Origin of the sequence: Nocardioides sp. cx-173 (assembly GCF_021117365.1) — a bacterium.
Classification (GTDB): domain Bacteria; phylum Actinomycetota; class Actinomycetes; order Propionibacteriales; family Nocardioidaceae; genus Nocardioides.
Window position 1 is genome coordinate 456660 of record NZ_CP088262.1, and the last position, 24510, is coordinate 481169.

A 24510-nucleotide genomic window follows, 5' to 3' on the forward strand; every position below is an offset into this window, starting at 1 on the left:
GGCGATCCCCTGCGTGGTCCCTACACTGACCCGGTGTATCGCCGCGCCTACGTGACCTGTATCGGCACGGCCGCCGTCATGGGCATCCTGGCGCTCATCGTCTCGAACCACTACGACCGCCCGCTGCTCGACCCCGAGGGCAAGTTCCTCGGACCGTCCTGGGCGAGGCTCCCGCTGCTGCTGGTCGGTGCTGTGGTGCTGGACCTGCTGCCCCGGACGCTGTGGCTCTCGCGGCTGCGGCCCTCGGCGATGGCCGGCATCGTGCGCGAGCGCATCCGCACCCACTGGAACCGCGAGCGGGTCACCCTGGTGGTGGTCGGCGTCGTCTCCTTCTATGTCACCTACGTCAGCTACCGCAACCTCAAGTCGTGCCTGCCGATCGCGCGGGGGGACGTCGAGTACGACCGCGAGCTGATGTACCTGGACCGGGTGCTGTTCTTCGGTCAGGATCCGCCGGTCGTCCTGCACGCGCTCCTCGGCGAGACCTTCTCGGCGCACATCCTGTCCTACATCTACGTGCTCTTCCTGCCGATGGTGCCGCTGATGCTGACGGCCTGGCTGGTGTGGTCGCGCAACATCTCCTTCGGCTACTGGTTCGCCACGTCGCAGTGCCTGGCCTGGTCGCTCGGCACGCTGTCGTACTACGCGCTGCCCACCAAGGGCCCCGGCTTCGAGTACTTCTCGCGCTACAACGACCTGACCCACACCCCGACCACCGACCTGATGAACAGCCTGGCCTCGGCGCGGATCGACGTCATCCACGGCGGTGTCACCGGCATCGTGCAGTCGGTCGCGGGGTTCGCGAGCCTGCACTGCGCAATCACGCTGCTGTTCGCGCTCATGGTCCAGTTCACCCTGCGCAGCCGCCTGCTCAAGGCCGTCTTTTGGGCCAACTTCGCGATCACGGTCGTCGCGACGCTCTACTTCGGCTGGCACTACCTCGCCGACGACGTCGCCGGGATCATGATCGCCTTCGTCTCCTTCTACCTCGGCGGCCTCGCGACCGGCCAGAGGTTCGACAAGCGGAGCCTGCGCTCCCACCCCACCACCGCCACCTCGGCGATCCCCGTCCACCCTGCCTGAGTCGCGGCCGGCGGATAGTCCCGGACGTTCGCGTCGTATTGGATCGATCCAACGCGACCTGAATGTCCGGGACTATCCGAGCCCACGAATTACAAGGATGTAGTTCGTCAAGCCGACACGCCGAGTGATCGAGAAAAAGTTGGGGAGAATGGTGCTTTTGTGACAATTGAGCACTAGCGTGCCGGGAGTTGCTCCTGTTCCCGACCGTCTGGAGACCGCCGTGCGCTCCCGCGCGACCGCCGCCGCCACCCTGTGCCTCGCCCTCGCCGCCGCCGGCGCGAGCGCCCCGGCGGCGTACGCCGACGACGACACCGTGCCGACCCGTGCCGAGGTCCACGCGGCGCGGGCCGCGGTCACGGGGAAGGGCGACCAGGTCGCCTCGGTCCAAGCCGCGATCGACGCGGCCAACGAGCGGCTCCGCTCCTCCTCGATCGCGGCCGCCCAGGCGGCGGAGGCCTTCAACGGCGCCCGCTACGAGGCCGGCCTGGCCCGCGCCGCGGCGCGCGCGGCCGCGCAGCGGGAGACCGAGGCGCTGGCCGACGTCGAGCGGCTCCGGGAGGTCTACGCCAGCTCCGTGGTGACGTCCGTACAGTCGATGCCGACCCTCAACGCCATGACCGGCGTCATGGAGTCCGACGGCATCCTGGACGTGCTCGAGCGCATGGACACGATGCGAGACACCGAGACCGCCCTGGACTCCAACTACGACGAGTTCCGCGCGGCCTCCGCGGCAGCCGCGGAGGCGAGCGACGCGGCGACAGCAGCCCGCGCCGACGCCGAGCGCACCGAGACCGCCGCCCGCGCCGCCCGTGACCTGGCTCAGAACGCGGCGGACTCTGCGGCGGCGCAGGCGCAGGCGGTAGCCGAGGAGAAGACGCGCCTCCTGGCCGAGATCGCGCGCCTGCAGGACATCAGTGTCGGGCTGGCCGAGCGCCGCCAGGCCGGCCTGGAGGCGACCGCGGCCGAGGCGGCCGCCGCGGATCAGGTCGCCGCCCCGGCGGCGACCGACGAGGCGGCTGAGGAAGCGGCGCAGGCGGCCGCGCCCGAGCAGGACTCGCAGCAGGCGGCCGAGCCGCCCGCCACCGAGCCGCCCGCCCCGGAGCCGGCGCCCCAGCCCGCTCCCGCCCCGACCCCGGCCGCGGACTCCTCGGGCGGGGCCCGTGCCGCGATCGCCTTCGCCCGTGCCCAGATCGGCGAGCCCTACGTCTGGGGCGCGGCCGGACCCGGCTCCTGGGACTGCTCGGGGCTCACGATGGCGGCCTGGCAGCGCGGCGGCGTCGCCCTGCCCCACTACTCGGTGGCCCAGTACGAGGCGTCCACGCCGGTCTCCGCCGGCGACCTGCAGCCCGGCGACCTCGCCTTCTGGGGCTCCTCGAGCAGCCCGTCGTCGATCTACCACGTCGCCCTCTACCTCGGCGACGGCCGGATGATCCACGCGCCCCGCACCGGCCGGCCCGTCGTCGAGGAGTCCCTCTACTACTGGACGGCGCCGAACTTCTTCGCCCGGCCCTAGGCCTGTGGTCGCGCGGGCGCCGGTAGCCTGCCGCCATGTCGACCGACACCGCGCCGCCGTCCGCCGCCACGCCCGAGCCCCTGCCGGAGCCCGCCGCCGGCGTCTACGTCGAGCCCACGGTCGACGTACCCGCCCTGCAGGCCGTGCTCGACGGCAAGTACGCCGAGATCCGCAACCTGGTCCGGCGCAACCTCGCCGACTACGCCTCGGTGCTCGAGGAGGCCGAGACGCTGTCGACCGACGACTATCGCGAGCGGGTCAAGGAGATCGTCGTCGAGATGGCCGCGACCGGACAGACCGGCATGGGCTTCCCGCAGGAGTACGGCGGTGGCGGTGACATCGGCGCCTCCATCGCGGCGTTCGAGACGCTGGCGTTCGGCGACCTGTCGGTCCTGGTGAAGGTCGGCGTGCAGTTCGGGCTCTTCGGCGGTGCGATCCTGCAGCTCGGCACCCAGGAGCACCACGACGCCTACCTCCCCGGCCTGATCACCGGCAAGACCATGGGCTGCTTCGCGATGACCGAGACCGGTCACGGGTCCAACGTGCAGGCGCTCGGCACCGTCGCGACGTACGACGTGGCGACCCAGGAGTTCGTCATCACGACGACCCGCGAGGACGCGCGCAAGGACTACCTCGGCAACGCCGCGAAGCATGCCGAGCTGGCCGTCGTCTTCGCCCAGCTCCACGTCGCCGGCGGCTCGGAGGGGGTGCACGCGTTCGTCGTACCGATCCGGGAGGGGGGCAAGCCCTGCCCCGGCGTCCGGATCGAGGACGACGGGCTCAAGATGGGCCTGAACGGCGTCGACAACGGGCGGCTGTGGTTCGACGAGGTGCGGGTGCCACGCACCGCGATGCTCAACCGGTTCGCCGACGTCACCCCGGCCGGGGTCTACGAGAGCGCGATCGAGAACCCCAACAAGCGGTTCTTCACCATGCTCGGCACCCTGATCCAGGGGCGCGTGTGCGTGGGCGGCGCGGGCATCAACGCCGCCAAGGTGGCGATGACGATCGCGACCAAGTACGCGCTGCGGCGCCGTCAGTTCGAGGCCACGAGCGACGACACCGAGGAGCTGCTCCTCGACTACGGGCTGCACCAGCGCCGGCTGCTGCCGCTGCTCGCCCGCACCTACGCGCTGCACTTCACCCAGGAGCGGGTCTCGGGCGAGCTGCACGACATCCTGTCCGGCGTCGTCGAGGGTGAGCAGCGCCAGCGCGAGCTGGAGTCGCTGGCGGCCGGAGTCAAGGCGCTCGGCACCTGGCACGCGACCCGGACGATCCAGGAGTGCCGCGAGGCGTGCGGCGGGGCCGGCTACCTGGCGGTCAACCGGTTCGCGGCCCTCAAGGCCGACACCGACGTCTTCACGACGTTCGAGGGCGACAACCACGTCCTGCTCCAGCTGGTCGCCAAGGGGCTGCTGACCGACTACTCCAGCGAGTTCGCCGACCTCGACCAGTTCGGGATGGTCCGGTTCGTGGCCGGGCTCGCGGTCGAGACCGTGCTCGAGCGCACCAGCGTGCACAAGCTGCTCGAGCGCATCAAGGACGTCCTGCCCGGCGGCGACGACGGCTGGGACCAGGAGGCCGGGCTGCTCGACCCCGACTACCAGCTCGCCATGCTGCGTTTCCGCGAGGAGCACATGCTCGGCGGGGTGGCCCGCCGGCTCAAGCGCGGGATCGACAACAAGATGAACCCCGGCGCGGTGTTCTCCCAGGTGCAGGACCACGTGATCGGCGCCGCGCGCGCCCACGTCGAGCGGCTGGTCCTCGAGGCGTTCGTCGAGAAGACCCGGGCCCTGCCCGACGGTGACCTCAAGGTCGCCCTCAACCTGCTGTGCGACCTGCACGCATTGTCAACCATCGAGGCTGACCGGGCGTGGTTCATGGAGCACGGCCGCCTCACCAGCGCGCGGTCGAAGGCCATCAGCCGCGAGGTGTCGTCACTGTGCCGCAAGGTCCGCCCGCTCGCGGCCGACCTGGTCGACGCGTTCGGCGTACCGCCTGAGATGCTTCGCGCGCCCGACCTCGTAGGGCCGACCGGGGTGTGAGGTTCGGCCGCGGGAGTTTCACCGGGGATCCGGTGAAACTGGCGCCTCCCCCACAAAGCTTCGTAAGGGAGGCGTGAGTTTCACCGGGCACCCGGTGAAACTCCTCGCGCCGACAGCGCGGCTCAGTGCGCGACGCCGCCGATGTCGCGGAACCGCTTGAACGAGGCGTGGACCTCGAGCTCGGCCTCGCTGCGGCCGACCCAGTCGGCGCCCTCGACGGACTTGCCGGGCTCGAGGTCCTTGTAGACCTCGAAGAAGTGCTGGATCTCGAGCCGGTCGAACTTCGGCACGTGGTTGATGTCGCGCAGGTGCTCCTGGCGCGGGTCGGCGGCGGGCACGCACAGGACCTTGTCGTCGCCGCCGGCCTCGTCGGTCATGCGGAACATGCCGATCGCGCGGCACTTGATCAGGCAGCCGGGGAACGTCGGCGCCTGGAGCAGCACGAGCGCGTCGAGCGGGTCGCCGTCCTGGCCGAGGGTGTTCTCGATGTAGCCGTAGTCGGCCGGGTACTGCGTCGAGGTGAACAGCATCCGGTCGAGGCGCATGCGCCCACTCTCGTGGTCCACCTCGTACTTGTTGCGCTCCCCCTTCGGGATCTCCACCAGTACGTCGAACTCGAGCACGTCATCCTCCGGAATGTCTGTCGCCTGCGGGTGGCCCCGGCGAGGCCGGCGACCATTGTCCCGCACAATGGCTTCGCACATGCAGTCGGGAGGCAGCCGGGAGGTGAGAGATGCGACGCGCGATCAGCACGCTGCTGGTGCTCGCGCTCGTGCTCGCCGGTGCCGCCGTGTGGCGATACGACCTCGTCGAGCGCTGGCTCGGCCCGGATGCGGCGGGTGACGACCCTGCCGCGATCGCCCCGCCGCCCGGCCTGGACCTGCCCGCCGTACTCGCCCCCGGGCAGGTGGCAGCGCCCGCACGGGCCGGCGCGCTGAGGCCGCCCGCAGTGCGCCAGGCGCTCACGCCGTACCTGGGCGACCCCGACCTGGGCCGGCACGTCCTGGCCGCCGTCGCACCGCTCGGATCCGGGCGGACCGTCACGATCGGCGAGGGCGCCGCGGTGCCGGCCTCGACGACCAAGGTCGTCACCAGCGCCGCCGCGCTACTGGCCCTCGGTCCCGACCGCACCTTCGACACGACGGTGGTGCGGGCCGGGCCGCGTCGCGTGGTGCTGGTCGGCGGCGGCGACCCGCTGCTCGCCCGCGGCCCGGCCGGCCCCGGTGAGGCCGCGCCGTACCCGCCCCGCGCGGACGTCGAGGACCTCGCCTCCCGCACCGCCGCGTCGCTACGGCGGCAGGGAGTCCGCAAGGTCGCGCTCGAGTACGACGCCGGGCTGTTCACGGGCCCCTCCGCAAGCCCGCACTGGGAGCCGGACTACGTGCCGGACGGGGTGGTCTCCCCGATCACCTCGCTGTGGGTCGACGAGGGTCGCCCCGCGGACGGCCCCGGGCGGGTCGCCGACCCGGCCCTGGCCGCCGCTCAGGCGTTCGCCGCCGCCCTGGCCCGGGCGGGCGTCCAGGTCACCGGCGCGCCCGCGCCGGGCACGGCTCCCCGGTCGGCCACGCCGATCGCGCGGGTCGCGAGCGCGCCGCTGTGGCAGCTCGTGGAGCGGGTCCTCCTGGTCAGCGACAACGAGGCCGCGGAGGTGCTGCTGCGCCACGTCGGGCTCGCGGTGCAGGGCGAGGGCTCGTTCGAGGCCGGCCGCCGCGGCGTGGTGCGGGTCCTCGAGGAGGCGGGCGTGGCGCTGCCCGGCACCACCCTGTACGACGGCAGTGGACTGTCGCGGCGCAGCAGGATGACGCCGGCGGCGCTCATCGACGTACTGCGGCTGTCGACCCGGCGGCCGGAGCTGGAGGCGGTCCTCGGCGGGCTGCCGGTCGCCGGGTTCACGGGCTCGCTGGCCGACCGGTTCGGGCAGGGGCCGGTCGAGGGCCGGGGACGGGTGCGGGCCAAGACCGGCACCCTGACGGGCGTGGCCTCGTTGGCCGGCGTCGCGACCGACGTCACCGGGCGGCCGATGCTCTTCGTGCTCATGGCCGACCGGGTCAAGCGCCTCGACGCCACCGACGCGGAGGTCGCGCTCGACGCGGCCGCGGCCGCGCTCGGGGCCTGTCGATGCGGCTGACGGCGCTCCGAGCCGGCGGTGGTCCAGCCAGGCAGCCGATAGATTCGTGGGCATGACCTCTCCGCAGGACTCGATGGTCGACTGGGATCTCGCCGTCTCGCTCGGCTCCAGGATCGCCGGCGACGGGCCCGAGACCAGCCCCGAGGAAGCCGCCGCGGCCGTGGCCGAGCTGCGCGCCGGCGCCGAGCGCTCCACCGCGCTGGTCCGCGAGTTCACGGGCCTGGTGGCCGAGGACCACACCGCGCCGGTGCTCGTCGTCGACCGTGCGGGCTGGGTGCGCGCCAACGCCGACGGCTTCCGGGTCGTCATCGCCCCGCTCATCGACAAGGTGGCCTCGAAGAAGCCTCCGACCGGGCTGGCCCTCAAGGTCGGCTCCCGCATCACCGGTGCCGAGGTGGGCGGGCTGCTCGGGTTCATGGGCAGCAAGGTGCTCGGCCAGTTCGACCCGTTCTACGCACCCGACGGCCGGCTCCTGCTGGTCGCCCCCAACATCGTCCACGTGGAGCGCGAGATCGGCGCCGATCCCACGGACTTCCGGCTCTGGGTCTGCCTGCACGAGGAGACCCACCGGGTGCAGTTCACCGCAGTGCCGTGGTTGCGCGGCCACCTCTTCTCCGAGATCGAGGCGATCGCCGACACCGTCGAGCCCTCCGGCCTGCTCGACGACGGGCTGCAGCGGCTGGTCGAGGGCGTCCGGGGCGGCGCCCGGGGCGGCTCGCTCGTCGACATCATGAGCTCGCCGGAGCAGCGCGAGATCATGGACCGCGTCACCGCGGTGATGTCGCTGCTGGAGGGCCACGCCGACGTCGTGATGGACGGCGTCGGGCCTTCGGTCATCCCGAGCGTCGACCGGATCCGCCGGGCCTTCAACGAGCGCCGCAAGGGCGTCGGGACCCTCGACCGGGTCCTGCGCAGGCTGCTCGGCGTCGACGCCAAGATGGCGCAGTACCGCGACGGCGCCGCGTTCGTGCGCTCCGTCGTCGACAAGGTCGGCATGACCGAGTTCAACGCGGTGTGGGCCGGCCCGGAGAACCTTCCGTCCAAGGCCGAGGTCGCCGACCCCCAGGCCTGGGTCGCCCGCGTCCTCGGATGAGCCTGGACGCCGACGTCGCGGCGGTCCGGCTCGCCGTACGCCGGCACGGGGTCGTCGCCCTCGGTGACGGTGCCGTCCTGGTCGCCTGCTCCGGCGGCGCCGACAGCCTGGCGCTGCTGGCCGCCACGGTGTTCGAGACCCGGGCCTCGGGTGGGCGGGTCGTCGGCGTCACCGTCGACCACGGGCTGCAGGACGGGTCCGCGGAGCACGCCGCGCGGGTGGTCGCCCAGATGGCGCGCGTCGGGGCCGACGAGACCTGCTCCGCGCGGGTCCAGGTCGAGTCGGCCGGCCGGGGTCCGGAGGCGGCCGCGCGCGAGGCGCGCTACGCCGTGCTGGAGCAGATGGCCGAGCACTTCGGCTCCACGACGGTGCTCCTGGGCCACACCCTGGACGACCAGGCCGAGACGGTGCTCCTGGGGCTGACCCGCGGCTCCGGCGGACGGTCCATCGCCGGCATGCGCCTGGCGTTCGACGTCTTCCGGCGGCCCCTGCTCGCGCTCCGCCGGTCCCAGACCGTCGCCGCCTGCCGCGCCGAGGGCCTGGAGTTCTGGACCGACCCGCACAACGCCGACCCGCGCTTCACTCGCTCGCGGGTGCGCCACACCGTGCTCCCGACCCTCGAGCGCGAGCTCGGGCCCGGGGTCGCCGAGACCCTCGCTCGCACCGCCGAGCAGCTGCGGCCCGACATGGAGGCGCTCGACCGCTTCGCCGAGACGGCGTACGCCCGCTACCACGACGACGTGGCCGGGTTCGACGTCGCGGAGATCGCCACCCTGGAGCCGGCGGTCCGCACCCGGATGCTGCGCCTGGCGGCGCTGAGGGCGGGCTGTCCGTCCGGCGAGCTGTTCGCCGTCCACGTCGACGCGCTCGAGCGCCAGGTCGCCAACCGCGACCGGCTGCCCAAGGCCATCCAGCTGCCCGGCCACGTCACGGCGTATCGGCAGGGAGACCACCTGCGGTTCGCGGCGCCCTCTGTGGAATCCTGACCGCATGGACTCAGCCCATGTGGAGAACGACCTCGTCAACGTGCTCTTCACCGAGGCGCAGATCCTGGAGCGGGTCGGCGAGCTGGCCGAGGAGATCGAGCAGGACTACGCCGGCAAGGAGCTGCTGATCGTCGGCATCCTGCGCGGGGCGGTCATGGTCATGGCCGACATGGCTCGCGCGTTCACCCGGCACGTCGAGATGGACTGGATGGCGGTGTCGTCCTACGGCTCCGGCACCAAGTCGTCGGGCGTCGTGCGGATCCTCAAGGACCTCGACACCGACATCTCCGGGCGGCACGTCGTCATCGTCGACGAGATCATCGACACCGGCCTCACGCTGTCGTGGCTCACCTCCAACCTCACCAGCCGCAGCCCGGCCAGCGTGGAGATCTGCACGCTGCTGCGCAAGCCCGAGGCGCTCCAGATGCCGGTCGACGTCAAGTACGTCGGCTGGGACATCCCCAACGAGTTCGTCGTGGGCTACGGCCTCGACTACCGCGAGCGCTACCGCAACCTGCGCGACATCGCGACGCTCGCACCTCACGTCTACTCCTGATGGGGTGTGACGGCTACCCTCTGGATCACCGAGCGCCTGGAGGAGGCCGCACACCCATGCGCGAGATCGTCGTCTTCAGCGGAAGCGCCCACCGCGCCCTGGCCGCGGGCATCTGCGAGCACCTCGGCGTCGAGCTCTCGGCCGTCGAGATGACCCGGTTCTCCAACGACTGCCTCCAGGCCCAGCTCCAGGCCAACTGCCGGCTGCGCGACGTCTTCCTCGTGCAGCCGCTCTCGCCGCCGACGCAGGAGCATCTGATGGAGCTGCTTTTGATGATCGACGCGGCGCGGGGCGCCTCGGCCGCGTCGATCACCGCCGTGGTGCCGTACTACTCCTATGCACGCTCGGACAAGAAGGACGCCTCCCGGATCTCCATCGGCGGCCGGCTGGTCGCCGACCTGCTCGTGGCCGCGGGCGTCGACCGGGTCATCACGATGACCCTCCACGCCCCGCAGGTGCACGGCTTCTTCTCGGTGCCGGTCGACCACCTCACCGCCCTCGGCGAGCTGGCCGACCACTTCCAGGGCCAGGACCTCACCGACGCGGTGGTCGTGTCCCCGGACTTCGGCAACGCCAAGACCGCCACCCAGTTCTCCCGGCTGCTCGGCCTGCCGGTGGCCGCCGGCAGCAAGAAGCGCCTGGCCGACGACCGCGTCGTCATCGACGCGATCGTCGGCGACGTCGTCGGCAAGCGGGCGATCGTGCTCGACGACGAGATCTCGACCGGCGGCTCGATCCTCGAGCTGCTGGACCGCCTGGCCGACCAGGGCTGCACCACCGCCTCGATCGCCTGCACCCACGGGCTCTTCGTCGGCAAGGCCCTCGAGCGCCTGCAGGGGCACCCGATGATCGCCGAGGTCGTCACCACCGACACCGTGCCCAGCCCGACGGGCTGGCCCGAGCTCCGGGTCCGCTCGGTGGCCGGCCTCTTCGCCGCCGCCATCCAGCGCATCCACGACGGCGAGTCGGTCAGCAGCCTCTTCGACGGCGTCGACCCGGCCCACGCCTCCCCCCAGCCGCGCCTCTTCGACTGACGAGTCGGTGGGATGAGTCGGTGGGAGATCGCGGAACCTCGCTGCCCGGCGGGTCGTTTCACCCATGTGCCTGAGAAGATGTGCTGTGTGATCGGCGTGTACCGTCGAGTGTTCAGTCCTGGGCTCACCTCGACAGGCCCAGTACAAGCGAAGAGAAGTCTGTGAAGCGCATTTTCAAGGGTCCCTGGGTGTGGATCGCGGTCGCCGTCGTCGGTGTGCTCCTCGCCCTCCAGTTCCTCGCGCCCGGAGGCGGGTACGACGAGGTGCCGACGTCGCGGATGGAGTCCTACATCGCCAAGGGCGAGGTGAAGGACATCACCTTCATCGACGGGGACCAGGCGATCCAGGCCACCCTCGACTCCGGGGTGCGCGACAGCGGCGACAAGGTCGTCGCCTACTACATCAAGGGCCAGCAGCAGGGCATCTTGAAGGCGGTCGACGAGCAGGTCGCGAAGGGGACGATCAAGGAGGCCAACTCCGAGAACCCCCAGCCGAGCCTGCTCGGCTCGATCCTGGCGACGCTGCTGCCGTTCGCGCTGATCATCCTGCTGTTCCTGTTCCTGATGAACCAGGTCCAAGGTGGCGGTGGCCGCGGCGTGATGCAGTTCGGCAAGTCCAAGGCCAAGCTGATCACCAAGGACATGCCCAAGACGACGTTCGCCGACGTCGCCGGCGCCAACGAGGCGATCCAGGAGCTCGGCGAGATCAAGGAGTTCCTCCAGGAGCCGGCGAAGTTCCAGGCGGTCGGCGCCAAGATCCCCAAGGGCGTGCTGCTCTACGGGCCTCCGGGCACCGGCAAGACCCTGCTGGCGCGCGCCGTGGCGGGCGAGGCGGGCGTCCCCTTCTACTCCATCTCCGGCTCCGACTTCGTCGAGATGTTCGTCGGCGTCGGCGCCAGCCGGGTGCGCGACCTGTTCGAGCAGGCCAAGGAGAACGCCCCCGCGATCGTCTTCATCGACGAGATCGACGCCGTGGGTCGTCACCGCGGCGCCGGCATGGGCGGCGGCCACGACGAGCGCGAGCAGACCCTCAACCAGCTCCTCGTCGAGATGGACGGCTTCGACGTGCGCGGCGGGGTCATCCTGATCGCGGCCACCAACCGGCCCGACGTCCTCGACCCCGCGCTGCTGCGTCCGGGCCGCTTCGACCGCCAGATCGGCGTCGACGCCCCCGACCTCGCCGGCCGCAAGAAGATCCTCGAGGTGCACTCGCGCGGCAAGCCCATGGCGCCCGACATCGACCTGATGTCCTACGCCCGTCGTACGCCGGGCTTCACCGGCGCCGACCTCGCCAACGTCCTCAACGAGGCCGCGCTCCTCACCGCGCGCAACAACGAGAAGGTCATCACCGACGAGGCGCTCGACGAGGCCATCGACCGGGTGATCGCCGGCCCACAGCGCAGCTCGCGCCTGATGAGCGAGAAGGAGAAGCTCATCACCGCCTACCACGAGGGCGGGCACGCCCTGGTGGCCGCGGCGCTGCCCGGCACCGACCCGGTGCACAAGATCACGATCCTTCCGCGCGGCCGCGCCCTCGGCTACACGATGGTGCTCCCGGACGAGGACAAGTACTCCCAGACCCGCTCGGAGATGCTCGACCAGCTGGCCTACATGCTCGGTGGCCGGGCCGCGGAGGAGATGGTCTTCCACGACCCCACCACCGGCGCCGGCAACGACATCGAGAAGGCCACGAGCCTGGCCCGCGCGATGGTCACGCAGTACGGCATGACCGAGCGGCTGGGCGCGATCAAGCTCGGCGACTCCAACTCCGAGCCGTTCCTCGGCCGCGACATGGGTCACCAGCGCAACTACTCCGAGGACGTCGCCGCGATGATCGACGACGAGACCAAGAAGTTCCTCGCCGCCGCCCACCAGGAGGCGTTCGACATCCTCGAGGAGAACCGCGACGTCCTCGACTCCCTGGTCCTCGCGCTGCTCGACAAGGAGACGCTGGACAAGCAAGAGGTGGCCGAGATCTTCACGCCGCTGCGTCGGCGCCCCGAGCGGCCGGCGTGGACCGGGTCGCCCAACCGCAACCCCTCCGACATCCCGCCGATCGAGATCCCGCAGGAGATCCGCGACCGCGTGGCCGCCAACGGCCAGGGCATCGACGAGGAGAGCGCGGGCGCCATCATCACCCCGCCCGGCAGCGGTGGCGACGTGCACGGGGGACCGCCCCCAGCTGGCGGCGCGCCCACTCCGGGCCCGGGACTGTCGAGCGAGTCGCTCGATGGCTGACCCGATCAGCACGCCGACGCGCACCCCCGACGAGATCCCCGCGTTCGACCACGACCGAGCGGCGGCGGCCGTGCGGGAGCTGCTCTTCGCGATCGGCGAGGACCCCGACCGTGAGGGTCTCCGCGAGACGCCGAAGCGGGTGGCGCGCGCCTACGAGGAGCTGACCCACGGCCTGCGCCAGAGCCCTCAGGACGTGCTCACCACGACGTTCGACCTGGGCCACGACGAGATGGTCCTGGTCCGCGACATCGAGCTCTGGTCGATGTGCGAGCACCACCTGGTGCCGTTCACCGGGGTCGCGCACGTCGGCTACATCCCGGCCGAGACCGGCAAGATCACCGGGCTCTCCAAGCTGGCCCGGCTGGTCGACGTCTATGCCAAGCGCCCGCAGGTGCAGGAGCGCCTCACCACCCAGGTCGCCGACGCTCTCATGAAGATCCTCGAGGCGCGTGGGGTGATCGTGGTGATCGAGGCCGAGCACCTCTGCATGACCATGCGGGGGGTCCGCAAGGCGGGCGCCCGCACGATCACCTCCGCCGTGCGCGGCATCATGCACAACGCCGCCACGCGGTCCGAGGCCATGGCGCTGATCCACCGCAGCCACTGAGGTCTCCGCCAGCCACTTTCGGCCGCCCGGCGGAGGATGCGTTGGTACGGTGTCGCGACCCCGAACCAGAGGCCGGAGCCAGAGGAGCAGCGCCTGTGTTCAACCCCGGCCCGGCCAAGAGGGCCGCAGTCCGTACCGTGAAGCCGCTCGTGAGCCCCCGGGTGTGGGACCGCCTCAAGGCGGTCGGGTCCCCGCCGCCCCCGGCGCGGAAGAGGCCCGCCCGCCCCCCGACCCCGGCCCCCACCGCCGCCCAGCGGCGCCGCCGGGCGCTCAAGGCGATGTCGCTCACCCAGCTGGCCGAGCACTTCGGCACCGACAAGAGCGGGATGCACTTCTACACGCCGCACTACGAGCGTCACTTCGGCCACCTGCGCAAGGAGCGGTTCACGCTGCTCGAGATCGGCATCGGCGGCTACGTCCGTGACCAGCAGGGCGGTGCCTCCCTGCAGATGTGGAAGTTCTTCTTCCCCAACGCGCGGATCGTCGGCCTGGACATCGAGGACAAGTCCTTCGTCCGGGCCCATCGCATCGACACCTACCAGGGCAGCCAGGACGACGAGTCGCTGCTGCGCCGCATCGCCGCGGAGGCGGGTCCGCTCACGGTGGTCGTCGACGACGGCAGCCACCGCCCCGAGCACATCCGCAAGACCTTCCAGGTGCTCTTCCCGCTCCTGGAGGAGGGCGGGATCTACGCCATCGAGGACACCCAGACGTCCTACTGGCCCGAGTGGGGCGGCAGCGAGGACCGGCACGACCCGACGACCACGATGGCGCTGGTCAAGGACCTGGTCGACGGCCTCAACTACGAGGAGTACGTCGACGAGTCCTACGAGCCGACCTACACCGATCTCCACGTCGTGGCCGTGCACTGCTACCACAACCTCGTGTTCATCGAGAAGGGCCGCAACGCCGAGGGCACCAACCGGCGCTCGGTCCTGCGCGAGCGCTACGCCGACACCGACGCGCCGTAGGGCCAGGCCCGACGGGGTCGGCGAACGCCGTCGACGTCGGCCGTCGTCTACGGTGTGCCTCATGCGACGCCACGACCTGCTCCGCGCGCTGCACGAGGTGCTCCAGCCGCGGACCTACCTCGAGATCGGCGTCAACAACGGCCGCAGCCTGACCCTGTCCCGGACCCGGTCCATCGGCATCGACCCCTTCTTCACGGTCGTGTCCGAGCTGCTCTGCGACCTCCACCTGGTCCGCACGACCAGCGACGAGTTCTTCGCCCGCGAGCACCCGTTGGCCCACTTCGAGGAGCCGCTCATCGACCTGGCGTTCATCGACGGCATGCACCTGTCGGAGTACGCGCTGCGCGACCTCATCAACGTCGAGCGCTTCTGTCACCCGGGGTCCGTGGTGGTCCTCGACGACATGCTGCCGCGCAACGTGGGGCAGGCGCGACGAGTCCGCGAGAGCCAGAGCGGGGGCGGGTGGACGGGGGACGTCTACAAGGTGGCCGAGGTGCTGCGCACGCACCGGCCGGACCTGGTGTGCCTCGAGGTGGACACCCAGCCGACCGGCACGGCCGTGGTCCTCGGGCTCGACGCGGGGTCGCGGGTGCTGCTGGAGGCCTACGACGACCTGCTGGAGGTTTTCGTCGTGCCCGACCCGCAGCCGGTGCCCGACGAGGTGCTGGGGCGCACCCGCGCGCACGATGCCGCCGACCTGCTCGCCCGACCCCTCTGGGCGGACCTGGTGGCCGCACGCGCCGACGACGCGGCCGGGGCGCGGGAGCGGGTGACGGCGGCGCTCGCCGACCTGCGCCCGGTGGGGGCCTGACGGTCTCGCGTCAGCGAGGATCCGGCTCCGCCATCAGGGTGCGGGTCCGCGGGCCCGGCAGCAGGGCGATGGGCTGGATGTCGCTCATCAGCAGGAGGGCCTGCAGCCGCGGCAGCGGCCCGCCCTTGCCGACGCGCAGCCAGAGCCTCCACAGGCCGGGCGTCAGCGAGACGGCGTCGGCGTACGCCTCGAGACGCCACCCGCTCTCGTCGCGGGTGAGGTCGGTCGGCACCCGGAACGGCTCGGCGTCGTGCTTGGGGACCAGCCGCAGCCACGCCCGCCGACCCTCGAGCGGCGTGTCGGCGGGCAGCGTCAGCACCAGCTGCACCCGGTCGCCGACGCGCCTGGCATAGCTGTGCACGACGTCGACCTCGATCAACTCCGGGGGCATGGGCCCATTAGACCAGCCGGGGCAGCGCGCCCCCGTGGCACGCGCGCGCGGCGCCGGCGCCGTCGCGATAACGTCGGCGCGTGAGCGAGACGCTGCCGACGGGACGCACCGTCCTCATGGGCGTCGTGAACGTCACGCCCGACTCGTTCTCCGACGGCGGACGGTACGCCGACACCCCCCGCGCGGTCGCGCACGGCCGCGGGCTCCTGGCCGACGGCGCGGACCTGCTCGACATCGGGGGAGAGTCGACGCGGCCCGGGGCGACGCGGCCGCTCGTGAGCGAGGAGCTGGACCGGGTCGTGCCGGTGATCGAGGCCCTCGCCGGTGACGGCGCCACGGTGTCGGTCGACACGATGCGCGCCGAGGTGGCGCGGGCGGCGATCGCGGCCGGCGCCACGGTCGTCAACGACGTGTCGGGTGGTCTGGCCGACCCGGAGATCCTCGAGGTGGTCGCCGAGACCGGTGCGACGTACGTCGCCATGCACTGGCGGGGTCACGCCGACCGCATGCAGCGCCTGGCGTCGTACGACGGTCCGGGCGGGGTGGTCGCGGCGGTGCGCGAGGAGCTCGCCGAGCGCGTGCGCGCGATCCGCTCCGCCGGGGTCTCCGACGCGCAGGTCGTGCTCGACCCGGGCCTCGGCTTCGCCAAGGGGGCGACGCACAACTGGGAGCTGCTGGCGGGCCTCGACCAGATCGCAGCCCTCGGCTTCCCCCTCCTCGTGGGCGCCAGTCGCAAGTCGTTCCTCGGCCGGCTGCTCGCCGACGAGGCCGGCGAGCCGCGGCCGGTGGACCAGCGCGAGGCGGCCAACGTGGCCCTGACCGTGCTGCTCGCGCAGCGCGGGATCTGGGGGGTGCGCGTGCATGATGTGCGGTCCAGCCGCGACGCGCTCAAGGTGCTCGAGCGCCTGGCACACCCGACCTCTCCGAAGGAGTCCGCATGACCGACGAGCTCGCCGTCCTCGGCATCGAGTGCTACGGCCACCACGGGGTGTTCGACTTCGAGAGGCGCGAGGGCCAGACCTTCGTGATCGATCTCTCACTGGGCCTCGACACGGCTGCTGCAGCAGCCTCCGACGACTTGCAAGACACCGTGGACTACGGGAGTCTCGTCGCCTCGGTGAAAGCCGCCGTGGAGAAAGATCCGGTCGACCTGATCGAGACGCTCGCCCAGCGGATAGCGGGCATCTGCCTCTTGGATGCTCGTGTTGAATGGGCTCGGGTGACCGTTCACAAGCCGGATGCCCCCATCGACGCGACGTTCCAGGACGTGGCGCTCACGATCACCCGGAAACGCGAGGGCCGCCCGTGACTGAGACCCCCAACCCGCACATCATCGACGCGGACACACTGACCGGTGAGATGCGACCGATCCGGCGTGCGGTGCTGGCTCTGGGCTCCAACCTCGGCGACAAGCTGGCCAGCCTGCAGGGTGCTGTCGAGGCGATCGCGGACACCCCCGACGTGTGGGTCACCGCCGTCTCGCCGGTCTACGAGACCGCGCCCGTCGACTCGCCCGAAGGTGCCGACACCTACCTCAACGCGGTCCTCCTGGTCGACACGACGCTGGCCGCGCACCGGCTCATGGACCGCGCGCTCGCGATCGAGGACGCCTTCGACCGCGAGCGGACCGACGTCCCCAACGCGCCGCGCACGCTCGACGTCGACCTGATCGTCGTCGGCGATCGTCGCAGCGACGACGAGCACCTGCGCCTGCCGCACCCGCGCGCGGCCGAGCGCCCGTTCGTGCTCCGGCCGTGGCTCGACGTCGAGCCCGACGCCGTGTTCCCCGACCGCGGCCCGGTCGCCGACCTGCTCGACGGCCTCGGGACCGACGGGCTCACCCGGCGCGAGGACCTCGCGCTCGACCTGGGGTGACCCAGCACCCCGGCGGCGACGCGCCGCAGGGCTCGTTGCGGCCGACGCCACCCGCGGCCGTGGCCGCCTGGGCCGTCGTCGGCCTCGCGCTCGGCTGGCTGCTGCACCCCCTCTCGGAGCGCCTGTCCGGGACCGCGCCCGTGGTCTCCTGGCCGCAGCCCCTCGCGCTGGTCCTCGTCGCGGCCATCCTCGGCGGCACGGCTCACGCCACCTGGCGCTCGGTGCACGTGCGCCGCGAGCGGCTCGAGGCGCACCAGGCCGTCAACCGGCTGGTGCTCGCGCGCGCGTGCGCGTACGTCGGAGCGCTGGCCGGAGGCGGCTACCTCGGCTACGCGCTGAGCTGGATCGGCTCGGAGTCCGAGCTGGCCGACCAGCGGCTCGTGCGCTCGGCCGTCGCCGCCGTCGGCGGGCTCGCGATGGTCGTCACCGCCCTGTTGCTCGAGCGCGCCTGCCGCGTGCGCGTGGACGACGACGACCCCACCTGAGCCGCCGGCACGGGGGCGCCGACCCGCGGGCGAGGGGGTCCCACCTGTCACAACCGTCCCATGGTGGCGGCGCGTCGCCGCTGTGGGGCGCCGGGGGAGACCTACGCTCAACACATGCCTTCCCCGTCCAGCACGCCCGTGCGCCGACGCCAGCGCTCCACCCGCCTGGTCGTCGCCTGCACGCTGATCGCCGTCGCCGCCCTGGCCGTCGCCGGGGCCGCACTCAGTGGCTCGTGGCCCGCGCTCACGGTCGCCGGCGTCCTCGCCGTGGCGCTGGGTGCCGCGGCCGCCCGCATCACCCATGCCGAGCTGGCCGACTCCCGCCGGGAGGCGGCGCGCGACCGCGCCGCCCAGGCCCAGGGCTACCGCGACATCACCGTCGCCCGTACCGCCGAGAACGCGGCGTACGTCGCGGCCACCTCGGCGCGCCTCTCCGCCCACGAGCGGACCATCCAGACGCTGGAGCGCGACCTGGAGGACGCCCAGGGCTGCCTCGTGGAGGCGCACCAGAAGCTGGCCGCCGAGCAGCGGCGTGCCGACGACGCCGCGCGCGACATGTCCGCCCTGCGCCTGCGCCTCGACGACGCCGAGGAGCGCGCCGCCCAGGCGATCGTCCGCGTGGCCGAGCTGGAGCAGGAGCTCGACGTCGTCACCGCCGAGTGGCGGGCCGCGCAGCTCACCCGCAAGCACGCCTGAGCCCCACGCGGCGGCGCCGGAGGCGTCCTGCGAGAATTGTCGGTCGTGAGCACCGACGAGTCCCGATTCCTGAGTGACCCCGACGAGCTCCTGCCGCAGCGGCCCGGGCTGCCCGTGGGCTGGCGCGTCGAGACCCCCGACCCGGGCGACCGGTTCACCCTGGCCCGGCTGACCCACCTGCTGCGTGCCCACGAGCGCCACGGGCGGGGCTGGGCCGCGTCCGGCCTGGACGACGTGCTGGTCGAGGTCTCCGAGTCCGGCCTGCGCACCCGCGAGAACGTCGTGGTCCGCGACGCCTCCGGCGAGGTCCAGGCGTGGGGCAGCGTCCACGACCGCGCCGGCGGCCGGATGCTCTTCCTCCACATCGTCTCCCGGGACCTGCCCGAGGGCCTGGGCCGCTCCTGCTCCGACGTCCTCGTCGAGTGGGCGGTGGGGCAGGCCCGCGCCGTGGGCCGTGCCCGGGGGCTGGAGGTCCAGCAGATCGACACGGGCGCGTTCGCCGACGACGACCGCCAGCACCGCTGGCTCGCCGCGGCCGGATTCCGGTGCGTGCGCACCTGGTGGCAGATGAGCCGCCCGGTGACTCCGGACGAGGCCACGCTGGTGCCCTCGCCCGAACGCTGGGCGACCGACCGGGCCAGCTTCCGCCTGGTCCGCCGGGGCCGCGACGGCATGCCCGACGAGGACGACCTGCGCGAGGTGCACGACGTCCTCGAGGGCGCGTTCGTCGACCACTTCAACTCGTGGGCGGAGACCTTCGACGAGTTCGTGCACCGGCTCCGCGAGGACCCCGGCCATCGCTGGGACCACTGGTGGGTGGCCGAGGTCGACGACGGGGACGGCGTGACGCCGGTGGGTGCGCTGATCGGCACCCACTCGGAGTCGGCGAACGGTCCCGACGGGTCGTACGTGTCCTACATCGGCGTCCTGGAGGAGGCTCGCGGCCGCGGGGTCGCCAAGGGCCTGCTGCACACGGTCATCGCCGACGCCGCCGCCCGCGGCCGCGACCGCGTCACCCTCGAGGTCGACGCCGACTCCTCGACGGGCGCCGACGGCCTCTACGTCTCCATGGGCTGGCAGACCAAGTACGTCACCGAGTCCTGGCACCGCGACGTGCCGGTCACCGACGAGGGATGACGTGGGGATAGTCCCTCACAAAATTGCGAATGAGAGACCTCTTAGTCGCACATTTCGTGAGGGACTACCCCACCGGCCGGCTGCCCGGCTACTGCGCGAGCGACGCGCGGAGGGCGCGGTGGACGCCGTTGGGGGTGAGGACGCCGACGAACTGCGCGCCGTCGCGCACCCCGACCATGAGCCGGTCGTCTCGCAGCATGAGCGCGAGGGCCTCCTCCAGGGTGCTGTCCAGGTCGATGGCCGCGCCGAGCTCGCCGGCGTTGACGCCGTCGAGGGGCTCCAGGTGCGCGCGGTCGATCGGGGTGACCGAGAGCCGGCGCAGCCCCCGCTCGGCGCCCACGAAGTCGGCCACGAAGTCGTCTGCGGGGTGCCCGAGCAGCTCGACGGGGGTCGCGTACTGCGCCAGGCGTCCGCCGGCCGCGAAGATCGCGACCCGGTCGCCCATCCGCACGGCCTCGTCGATGTCGTGGGTGACGAGGACCACGGTCTTGCCCAGCTCGCGCTGCAGCCGCAGGAACTCGTCCTGCAGCCGCACCCGCACGACCGGGTCGACGGCGCCGAACGGCTCGTCCATCAGCAGCACCGGCGGGTCCGCCGCCAGCGCACGTGCCACCCCGACCCGCTGACGCTGCCCGCCCGAGAGCTGGTGGGGGTAGCGCTCGCCGTACGTCGCCGGGTCCAGCCCGACCAGCTCCAGCAGGTGGTTCGCCCGCTCGCGGGCGGTCGCCTTCGACTCCCCGCACAGCAGCGGCACGGTCATGACGTTGGCGGTGATCCGCTGGTGCGGGAACAGCCCGACCTGCTGGATGACGTAGCCGATGCCGCGGCGCAGCTCGACGGGGTCCTGGCGGGTGACGTCGCGTCCGTCGATCTCGATCGTCCCGGTCGAGGGCTCGATCAGCCGGTTGATCATCTTCAGGGTCGTGGACTTGCCGCACCCCGACGGGCCCACCAGGCAGACCAGCTCGCCACGGGCGACCTCGAGATCGAGCTCGTGCACGGCCACCGTGCCGTCCGCGTAGGTCTTGCCCACGCCGCTCAGGCGGATCATCGGTGAGGAGTCGTCGCCCGGGGCCGCCGAGCGGGTAGCGTCCATGCGGTGACCCTACCCGCGGCGCTCGTCACCGCAGCGGTGTCCGGGCGCGAGCCGCCGTGCTACGCCAACACCCAGGAAGCCAACGAGTGGCTGTGCTGGCAGTACGTCGAGGACCGCCGCTCGGAGATCCTCGACGCCCTGGTCTGGCACGTGCAGATCACCCTCGCCGCGCTGGTGCTCGCCACCCTGCTCGCCTTCCCCCTCGCCCTGCTGGCCCGCCGGCTGCCGCGAGCGGAGTCCTGGGTGCTCGGCAGCGCGACCGCGATCTACACGATCCCGTCCCTGGCGCTCTTCCCGCTCTTCCTGCCGTTCACCGGGATCTCGGCCACCACCGTCGTCCTCGGGCTCGCGCTCTACGCGCTCACCGTGCTGGTCCGCGCCATCCTCGACGGCCTGCGCTCGGTCCCCGACGAGGTCCGGGAGTCGGCGGTGGGCCTCGGCTACGGCCCCGGCAGGCTGCTGCTCAAGGTCGAGCTCCCCCTGGCCCTGCCCGTGATCGTGGCCGGACTGCGGGTCGCCACGGTCTCGACGGTGGCGCTCACCACCGTCGGCAGCCTGGTCGAGCGCACCTACGGCGGTCTGGGCCGGCTCATCGCACACGGCGTGGACGCGGACTTCCGCGCCGAGCTGGTGACCGCATCGGTGCTGTGCGTGCTCCTTGCGCTGGTCCTCGACGCGGTGCTCGTGCTCGTCCAGCGCCTGCTCACCCCGTGGACGAGAGGGACGCGGACGTGAACGTCTTCGCCGACGCCATGGCCTACCTGTTCGACCCCGCCAGCTGGCGGGGGTACGACGGAATGCTGGCGCTCCTGGTCGAGCAGCTGCTCCTGACCCTGACCGCGATGCTGGTGGCGACCGCCGTCGCCCTGCCGATCGCGCTCACGTTGGGCCACCTGGGTCGCGGCGGCTTCCTCGCCATCAACGTGACCAACTTCGGTCGGGCCATCCCGACCTTCGCGCTGCTCGCGCTCTTCGTCGTCGCCGACCCGTGGGGCTGGACGGACGGTAGGTTCCCGGGCGCCGGCGAGCTGGGTCCGTATGGCCGCGCCGGCGCCTCGACCCTGGTGGCGCTCGCGCTGTTCGCGCTGCCCCCGATCGTCACGAACGCCTATGTCGCGATGCGAGAGGTGCCGAAGGAGATCGTCGAGGCCGCGCGCGGCATGGGCATGACCGGCCGGCAGCTGTTCCTGCGCGTCGAGCTGCCGCTGGCGCTGCCCCTGGTGGTGTCGGGGCTGCGCCTGGCCCTCGTCCAGGTCTGGGCGACCGCCACGATCGCGGCGCTCGTGGTCGGGCCGGGGCTCGGCCGGGTCATCGTGGACGGCTTCGACTCGGAGGACTACGGCAAGGGCATCGCGGGCGCCGTGGTCGTGGCCGTCATGGCGCTCCTCCTCGAGCTCACGGCGGCGCTCGTCGAGCGCTGGGTGCGGCCCGGCGACGGCCGTCGCGCACGCGAAGTCGATGGTGAGCTGTCGGGGGCAGCGCCTACTGTGGTCCCGTCGGCCAGCCAGGGCCACTGACGAGGGCGAGCCCCGTCACCGGACACGCGCAGGGACTGCCTGCGGGACACAGAAGGTGCACCATCATGACCCGACGACTCACCTCCTCCCGTCTGCTGGCCGCGGCGGCCGTCGCCGCGTCCCTCGTCCTGGCCGGCTGTGCCGGCGACGACCTCGACTCCGACGACGGCGGCGGTGGCGGCGGCGGTGGGGAGAAGGTCACGATCGCCAGCCAGGACTTCGACGAGGCCGCGCTCGTGACCGAGATGTACGCCCAGGTGCTCGACGACGCCGGCTACGACGTCGAGACCCAGCTGGTCGGTCAGCGCGACATCTACCTCAACCAGATGCCCGACGACGTCGACGTCGCCTCCGACTACCTGAGCGGCATCGCCGACCTGGTCAACACCCAGGCCAACGGTGCCGACGCGGAGCCCATCTCGAGCAACGACACCGAGGCCACCGTCGAAGCCGTGACCCCGCTGCTCGCCGACCGGGGGCTCGAGCTGCTCGACCCCTCCCCGGCCAACTCGCAGAACGCCTACTTCATCACCCAGGACTACGCCGAGCAGCTCGGCGGCGCGACCGCCCTCTCCGACCTCGAGGGCGAGTCGGTCACTCTGGCGGCCAACAAGGACTGCCCCGAGCGCGCCGACTGCCAGGCCGGTCTCGAGGACGTCTACGGCATCGACGTCTCGAAGTTCCTCGGCACCGGATTCGCCTCTCAGCAGACCTACGACTCGGTGATCGACGGCGAGTCGGACCTGGGGCAGACGGGCACGCTCGACGTGACGCTGGGGGACCGCGGGCTGCTGCTGCTCGAGGACGACTTGGGCATCCAGCCGGCCCAGAACTTCATCCCCCTGGTCAGCAGCGAGTTCATCGCCGACCACGAGGATGCGGCCGACCGCCTCAACGAGCTCATGGCCGCCCTCGACAACGAGACCCTCGGCGAGCTCCTGGTCCGGGTCACCGTGGACCGCGAGCAGATCCCGGACGTCGCCGAGTCGTTCCTGAAGGAGGCCGGGCTGGTCTGACCCGGCGGCGGGGTCCGGGCACGACCAGGCACCAGATCACCCGAGGGCCGGCTGCTGATCCGGGGCCGGCCCGGTCGCGCTCACAGCTCGGTGTCGCGGACGTCCAGGGCGGCGCGGTCGACGGTGCGGGGGTCGATGACCGGCAGGTCGATCCGCGTCCCGCGGTCGTCGGTGATCCGCGGGATGCGCTCGCCGGCCAGCCCGGCGGCGTACTCCATCACGGCGGTGGCGTCCTCGCGGCGGCCCTGCTCGACCAGCCAGCCGGTCAGCCGGTGCACCGGCGGCAGCCCGGAGTGGGTGAGTGAGCGCCCCGCCCACAGCTCGCGCACGCCGCTGACCAGGAGCTCCCACCACGCGTCGTCGCAGCCCGGGATCTCGACGAAGTAGCGGTGCAGGTCGCCGGGGAGCACCCGGTCCCGGAAGACCTTCGTGACCTTCGTCGAGCCGTACGCCTCCACGCTGGCCAGGGCCATCCGCTTGGTGGTCCAGCGGTCCTGGAGGTCCTGCAGCGAGGAGCGCTGTTGGGTGATCGAGGTGCCCTCGGTCCGGACCCGCCAGTGGTAGACGACGTCCGGGATGATCGCGAAGCGCCGCGCACGGAGGTAGGCGTCGGTCGTGGTGGGCTGGTCCTCGTAGCGGACGCCTTCCGGCCAGCGCAGGCCGCTGCCCTCCCAGAAGGACCGCCGGAACAGCTTGTTCCACGCGAAGACGTCGCCCAGGATCTCGGGCTCACTGTCGATGGCGATCGCCATCCGCTGGCGGTGCATGCGCCGCATCCACGGCGGCTCCCACCGCTGCTCGCCCTCCCACCGCTCGACCGAGCCGGTGACGAAGTCCGACCCGCTGCGCCGCAGCTCGCGCGCCATCGTCGCGTACGCCGCCGGCGGCACCACGTCGTCGGAGTCGGCGAACGCCAGCAGGTCGGCCGTGACGTGCCGGGCACCCTCGTTGCGGGCGGCGCCCAGGCCGTGGTTGGCGGTGCGCACCAGCCGCACCGGGTGCTCGGCGTCGACGAAGCGCTGCACCCGGGCGGCCGAGCCGTCGGTGGAGCCGTCGTCGACCACGACGACCTCGACGTCGACCCCCTCCTGCGCAAGCAGGCTCTCCAGGCACGCGTCGACGTACTCCTCGACGTCGTAGACCGGGACGACGACGCCCACGCGCGGCCGTGGCCGGCGCCCGAACCTCATGGCCGCCCGTACTTCATGCCCGCACGGTATCGACAGCTAGGCT

The 24510-nt window shown here is 72.2% G+C and carries 25 protein-coding genes; 21 read left to right on the forward strand and 4 right to left on the reverse strand.

All coding sequences use genetic code 11. The annotated features are described in order from the left end of the window. The first annotated feature begins 33 nt into the window (after positions 1-33). The 3 genes from LQ940_RS02090 to LQ940_RS02100 all read left to right on the forward strand — a co-directional run bounded on the left by LQ940_RS02090 (position 34) and on the right by LQ940_RS02100 (position 4641). Entirely contained in the window at positions 34-1083 is a 1050-nt protein-coding gene (locus LQ940_RS02090) for a phosphatase PAP2 family protein (RefSeq protein ID WP_231240829.1), read from the forward strand. 220 nt (positions 1084-1303) lie between these two features. Then, a complete protein-coding gene (locus tag LQ940_RS02095; protein ID WP_231240828.1) occupies positions 1304-2596 on the forward strand; it encodes a C40 family peptidase in 1293 nt (430 codons plus the stop codon). A 35-nt stretch (positions 2597-2631) separates the two neighbouring features. Continuing rightward, complete coding sequence (locus LQ940_RS02100; protein ID WP_231240827.1) at positions 2632-4641, forward strand: acyl-CoA dehydrogenase family protein; 2010 nt, start codon at positions 2632-2634, stop codon at positions 4639-4641. A gap of 122 nt (positions 4642-4763) precedes the next feature. Here LQ940_RS02100 and LQ940_RS02105 read toward each other — a convergent pair whose 3' ends face one another. Then, positions 4764-5264: an inorganic diphosphatase gene (locus LQ940_RS02105; protein ID WP_231240826.1), complete on the reverse strand. Its 501-nt coding sequence runs from the start codon at positions 5262-5264 to the stop codon at positions 4764-4766. A 110-nt stretch (positions 5265-5374) separates the two neighbouring features. Between LQ940_RS02105 and dacB the strand changes: the two genes are divergently transcribed. The 9 genes from dacB (at position 5375) to LQ940_RS02150 (ending at position 15064) form a co-directional block, all read left to right on the forward strand. After that, on the forward strand, positions 5375-6769 hold the full coding sequence (gene dacB / locus LQ940_RS02110) for a D-alanyl-D-alanine carboxypeptidase/D-alanyl-D-alanine endopeptidase (RefSeq protein ID WP_231240825.1): 1395 nt from the start codon (positions 5375-5377) through the stop codon (positions 6767-6769). A gap of 52 nt (positions 6770-6821) precedes the next feature. Next, the gene (locus LQ940_RS02115) at positions 6822-7862 is read left to right on the forward strand and encodes a zinc-dependent metalloprotease (RefSeq protein ID WP_231240824.1); all 1041 of its coding nucleotides are present in this window, start codon (positions 6822-6824) and stop codon (positions 7860-7862) included. After that, positions 7859-8848, forward strand: coding sequence for a tRNA lysidine(34) synthetase TilS (tilS, locus tag LQ940_RS02120; protein ID WP_231240823.1), 990 nt, complete (start codon positions 7859-7861; stop codon positions 8846-8848). Before LQ940_RS02115 ends, tilS begins: the two co-directional genes overlap by 4 nt. 4 nt (positions 8849-8852) lie before the next feature. After that, positions 8853-9404, forward strand: a complete 552-nt coding sequence (hpt, locus tag LQ940_RS02125) for a hypoxanthine phosphoribosyltransferase (protein ID WP_231240822.1) — start codon at positions 8853-8855, stop codon at positions 9402-9404. A gap of 56 nt (positions 9405-9460) precedes the next feature. Further along, positions 9461-10438, forward strand: a complete 978-nt coding sequence (locus tag LQ940_RS02130) for a ribose-phosphate diphosphokinase (RefSeq protein WP_231240821.1) — start codon at positions 9461-9463, stop codon at positions 10436-10438. Positions 10439-10599: 161 nt separating this feature from the next. Then, entirely contained in the window at positions 10600-12675 is a 2076-nt protein-coding gene (gene ftsH / locus LQ940_RS02135; RefSeq protein ID WP_231240820.1) for an ATP-dependent zinc metalloprotease FtsH, read from the forward strand. Beyond that, on the forward strand, positions 12668-13282 hold the full coding sequence (folE, locus tag LQ940_RS02140; protein WP_231240819.1) for a GTP cyclohydrolase I FolE: 615 nt from the start codon (positions 12668-12670) through the stop codon (positions 13280-13282). The genes ftsH and folE overlap by 8 nt, the downstream gene beginning before the upstream one ends. Before the next feature lie 149 nt (positions 13283-13431). Beyond that, a complete protein-coding gene (locus LQ940_RS02145; RefSeq protein WP_231240818.1) occupies positions 13432-14253 on the forward strand; it encodes a cephalosporin hydroxylase family protein in 822 nt (273 codons plus the stop codon). Between the two features lie 61 nt (positions 14254-14314). Continuing rightward, positions 14315-15064, forward strand: coding sequence for a class I SAM-dependent methyltransferase (locus LQ940_RS02150; protein ID WP_231240817.1), 750 nt, complete (start codon positions 14315-14317; stop codon positions 15062-15064). A gap of 10 nt (positions 15065-15074) precedes the next feature. Here the strand turns inward: LQ940_RS02150 and LQ940_RS02155 are convergent, their stop codons facing one another. Beyond that, positions 15075-15455, reverse strand: coding sequence for a hypothetical protein (locus LQ940_RS02155; RefSeq protein ID WP_231240816.1), 381 nt, complete (start codon positions 15453-15455; stop codon positions 15075-15077). A 116-nt stretch (positions 15456-15571) separates the two neighbouring features. Here LQ940_RS02155 and folP point away from each other — a divergent pair, with 116 nt between their 5' ends. The 6 genes from folP (at position 15572) to LQ940_RS02185 (ending at position 19648) form a co-directional block, all read left to right on the forward strand. Further along, positions 15572-16396, forward strand: coding sequence for a dihydropteroate synthase (gene folP / locus LQ940_RS02160; protein WP_231241125.1), 825 nt, complete (start codon positions 15572-15574; stop codon positions 16394-16396). Then, a complete protein-coding gene (gene folB, locus LQ940_RS02165) occupies positions 16393-16764 on the forward strand; it encodes a dihydroneopterin aldolase (protein ID WP_231240815.1) in 372 nt (123 codons plus the stop codon). The genes folP and folB overlap by 4 nt, the downstream gene beginning before the upstream one ends. Then, a complete protein-coding gene (gene folK / locus LQ940_RS02170) occupies positions 16761-17330 on the forward strand; it encodes a 2-amino-4-hydroxy-6-hydroxymethyldihydropteridine diphosphokinase (protein ID WP_231240814.1) in 570 nt (189 codons plus the stop codon). The genes folB and folK overlap by 4 nt, the downstream gene beginning before the upstream one ends. Further along, positions 17327-17815 (forward strand): DUF3180 domain-containing protein, encoded by a 489-nt coding sequence (locus LQ940_RS02175; RefSeq protein WP_231240813.1) that lies wholly within the window; start codon positions 17327-17329, stop codon positions 17813-17815. Before folK ends, LQ940_RS02175 begins: the two co-directional genes overlap by 4 nt. A 114-nt stretch (positions 17816-17929) precedes the next feature. Continuing rightward, on the forward strand, positions 17930-18511 hold the full coding sequence (locus tag LQ940_RS02180) for a hypothetical protein (RefSeq protein WP_231240812.1): 582 nt from the start codon (positions 17930-17932) through the stop codon (positions 18509-18511). Between the two features lie 45 nt (positions 18512-18556). Further along, positions 18557-19648, forward strand: coding sequence for a GNAT family N-acetyltransferase (locus LQ940_RS02185; protein ID WP_231240811.1), 1092 nt, complete (start codon positions 18557-18559; stop codon positions 19646-19648). Between the two features lie 88 nt (positions 19649-19736). Here LQ940_RS02185 and LQ940_RS02190 read toward each other — a convergent pair whose 3' ends face one another. Further along, the gene (locus LQ940_RS02190) at positions 19737-20744 is read right to left on the reverse strand and encodes an ABC transporter ATP-binding protein (protein WP_269214179.1); all 1008 of its coding nucleotides are present in this window, start codon (positions 20742-20744) and stop codon (positions 19737-19739) included. 3 nt (positions 20745-20747) lie between these two features. On the opposite strand from LQ940_RS02190, the gene LQ940_RS02195 reads away from it, so the two are divergent. From LQ940_RS02195 to LQ940_RS02205, 3 genes are all read left to right on the forward strand, one after another. Beyond that, positions 20748-21479: an ABC transporter permease gene (locus tag LQ940_RS02195; protein ID WP_231240810.1), complete on the forward strand. Its 732-nt coding sequence runs from the start codon at positions 20748-20750 to the stop codon at positions 21477-21479. Beyond that, complete coding sequence (locus tag LQ940_RS02200) at positions 21476-22261, forward strand: ABC transporter permease (protein WP_231240809.1); 786 nt, start codon at positions 21476-21478, stop codon at positions 22259-22261. Before LQ940_RS02195 ends, LQ940_RS02200 begins: the two co-directional genes overlap by 4 nt. A 65-nt stretch (positions 22262-22326) precedes the next feature. After that, on the forward strand, positions 22327-23277 hold the full coding sequence (locus LQ940_RS02205; RefSeq protein WP_231240808.1) for a glycine betaine ABC transporter substrate-binding protein: 951 nt from the start codon (positions 22327-22329) through the stop codon (positions 23275-23277). Between the two features lie 80 nt (positions 23278-23357). On the opposite strand, the gene LQ940_RS02210 is transcribed toward LQ940_RS02205, so the two are convergent. Next, on the reverse strand, positions 23358-24467 hold the full coding sequence (locus tag LQ940_RS02210) for a glycosyltransferase family 2 protein (RefSeq protein WP_231240807.1): 1110 nt from the start codon (positions 24465-24467) through the stop codon (positions 23358-23360). Between the last annotated feature and the right edge of the window lie 43 nt (positions 24468-24510).

Bases quoted from the DNA above. Each gene is read 5' to 3' on its own strand.
- LQ940_RS02190 (WP_269214179.1), bottom strand. From the start codon at position 20,744: ATGGACGCTACCCGCTCGGCGGCCCCGGGCGACGACTCCTCACCGATG.
- folP (WP_231241125.1), top strand. From the start codon at position 15,572: ATGGGCGTCGTGAACGTCACGCCCGACTCGTTCTCCGACGGCGGACGG.
- folE (WP_231240819.1), top strand. From the start codon at position 12,668: ATGGCTGACCCGATCAGCACGCCGACGCGCACCCCCGACGAGATCCCC.
- LQ940_RS02155 (WP_231240816.1), bottom strand. From the start codon at position 15,455: ATGCCCCCGGAGTTGATCGAGGTCGACGTCGTGCACAGCTATGCCAGG.
- LQ940_RS02210 (WP_231240807.1), bottom strand. From the start codon at position 24,467: ATGAGGTTCGGGCGCCGGCCACGGCCGCGCGTGGGCGTCGTCGTCCCG.
- LQ940_RS02130 (WP_231240821.1), top strand. From the start codon at position 9,461: ATGCGCGAGATCGTCGTCTTCAGCGGAAGCGCCCACCGCGCCCTGGCC.
- LQ940_RS02180 (WP_231240812.1), top strand. From the start codon at position 17,930: ATGCCTTCCCCGTCCAGCACGCCCGTGCGCCGACGCCAGCGCTCCACC.
- LQ940_RS02205 (WP_231240808.1), top strand. From the start codon at position 22,327: ATGACCCGACGACTCACCTCCTCCCGTCTGCTGGCCGCGGCGGCCGTC.
- LQ940_RS02115 (WP_231240824.1), top strand. From the start codon at position 6,822: ATGACCTCTCCGCAGGACTCGATGGTCGACTGGGATCTCGCCGTCTCG.
- hpt (WP_231240822.1), top strand. From the start codon at position 8,853: ATGGACTCAGCCCATGTGGAGAACGACCTCGTCAACGTGCTCTTCACC.
- dacB (WP_231240825.1), top strand. From the start codon at position 5,375: ATGCGACGCGCGATCAGCACGCTGCTGGTGCTCGCGCTCGTGCTCGCC.
- LQ940_RS02100 (WP_231240827.1), top strand. From the start codon at position 2,632: ATGTCGACCGACACCGCGCCGCCGTCCGCCGCCACGCCCGAGCCCCTG.
- LQ940_RS02150 (WP_231240817.1), top strand. From the start codon at position 14,315: ATGCGACGCCACGACCTGCTCCGCGCGCTGCACGAGGTGCTCCAGCCG.
- tilS (WP_231240823.1), top strand. From the start codon at position 7,859: ATGAGCCTGGACGCCGACGTCGCGGCGGTCCGGCTCGCCGTACGCCGG.
- folB (WP_231240815.1), top strand. From the start codon at position 16,393: ATGACCGACGAGCTCGCCGTCCTCGGCATCGAGTGCTACGGCCACCAC.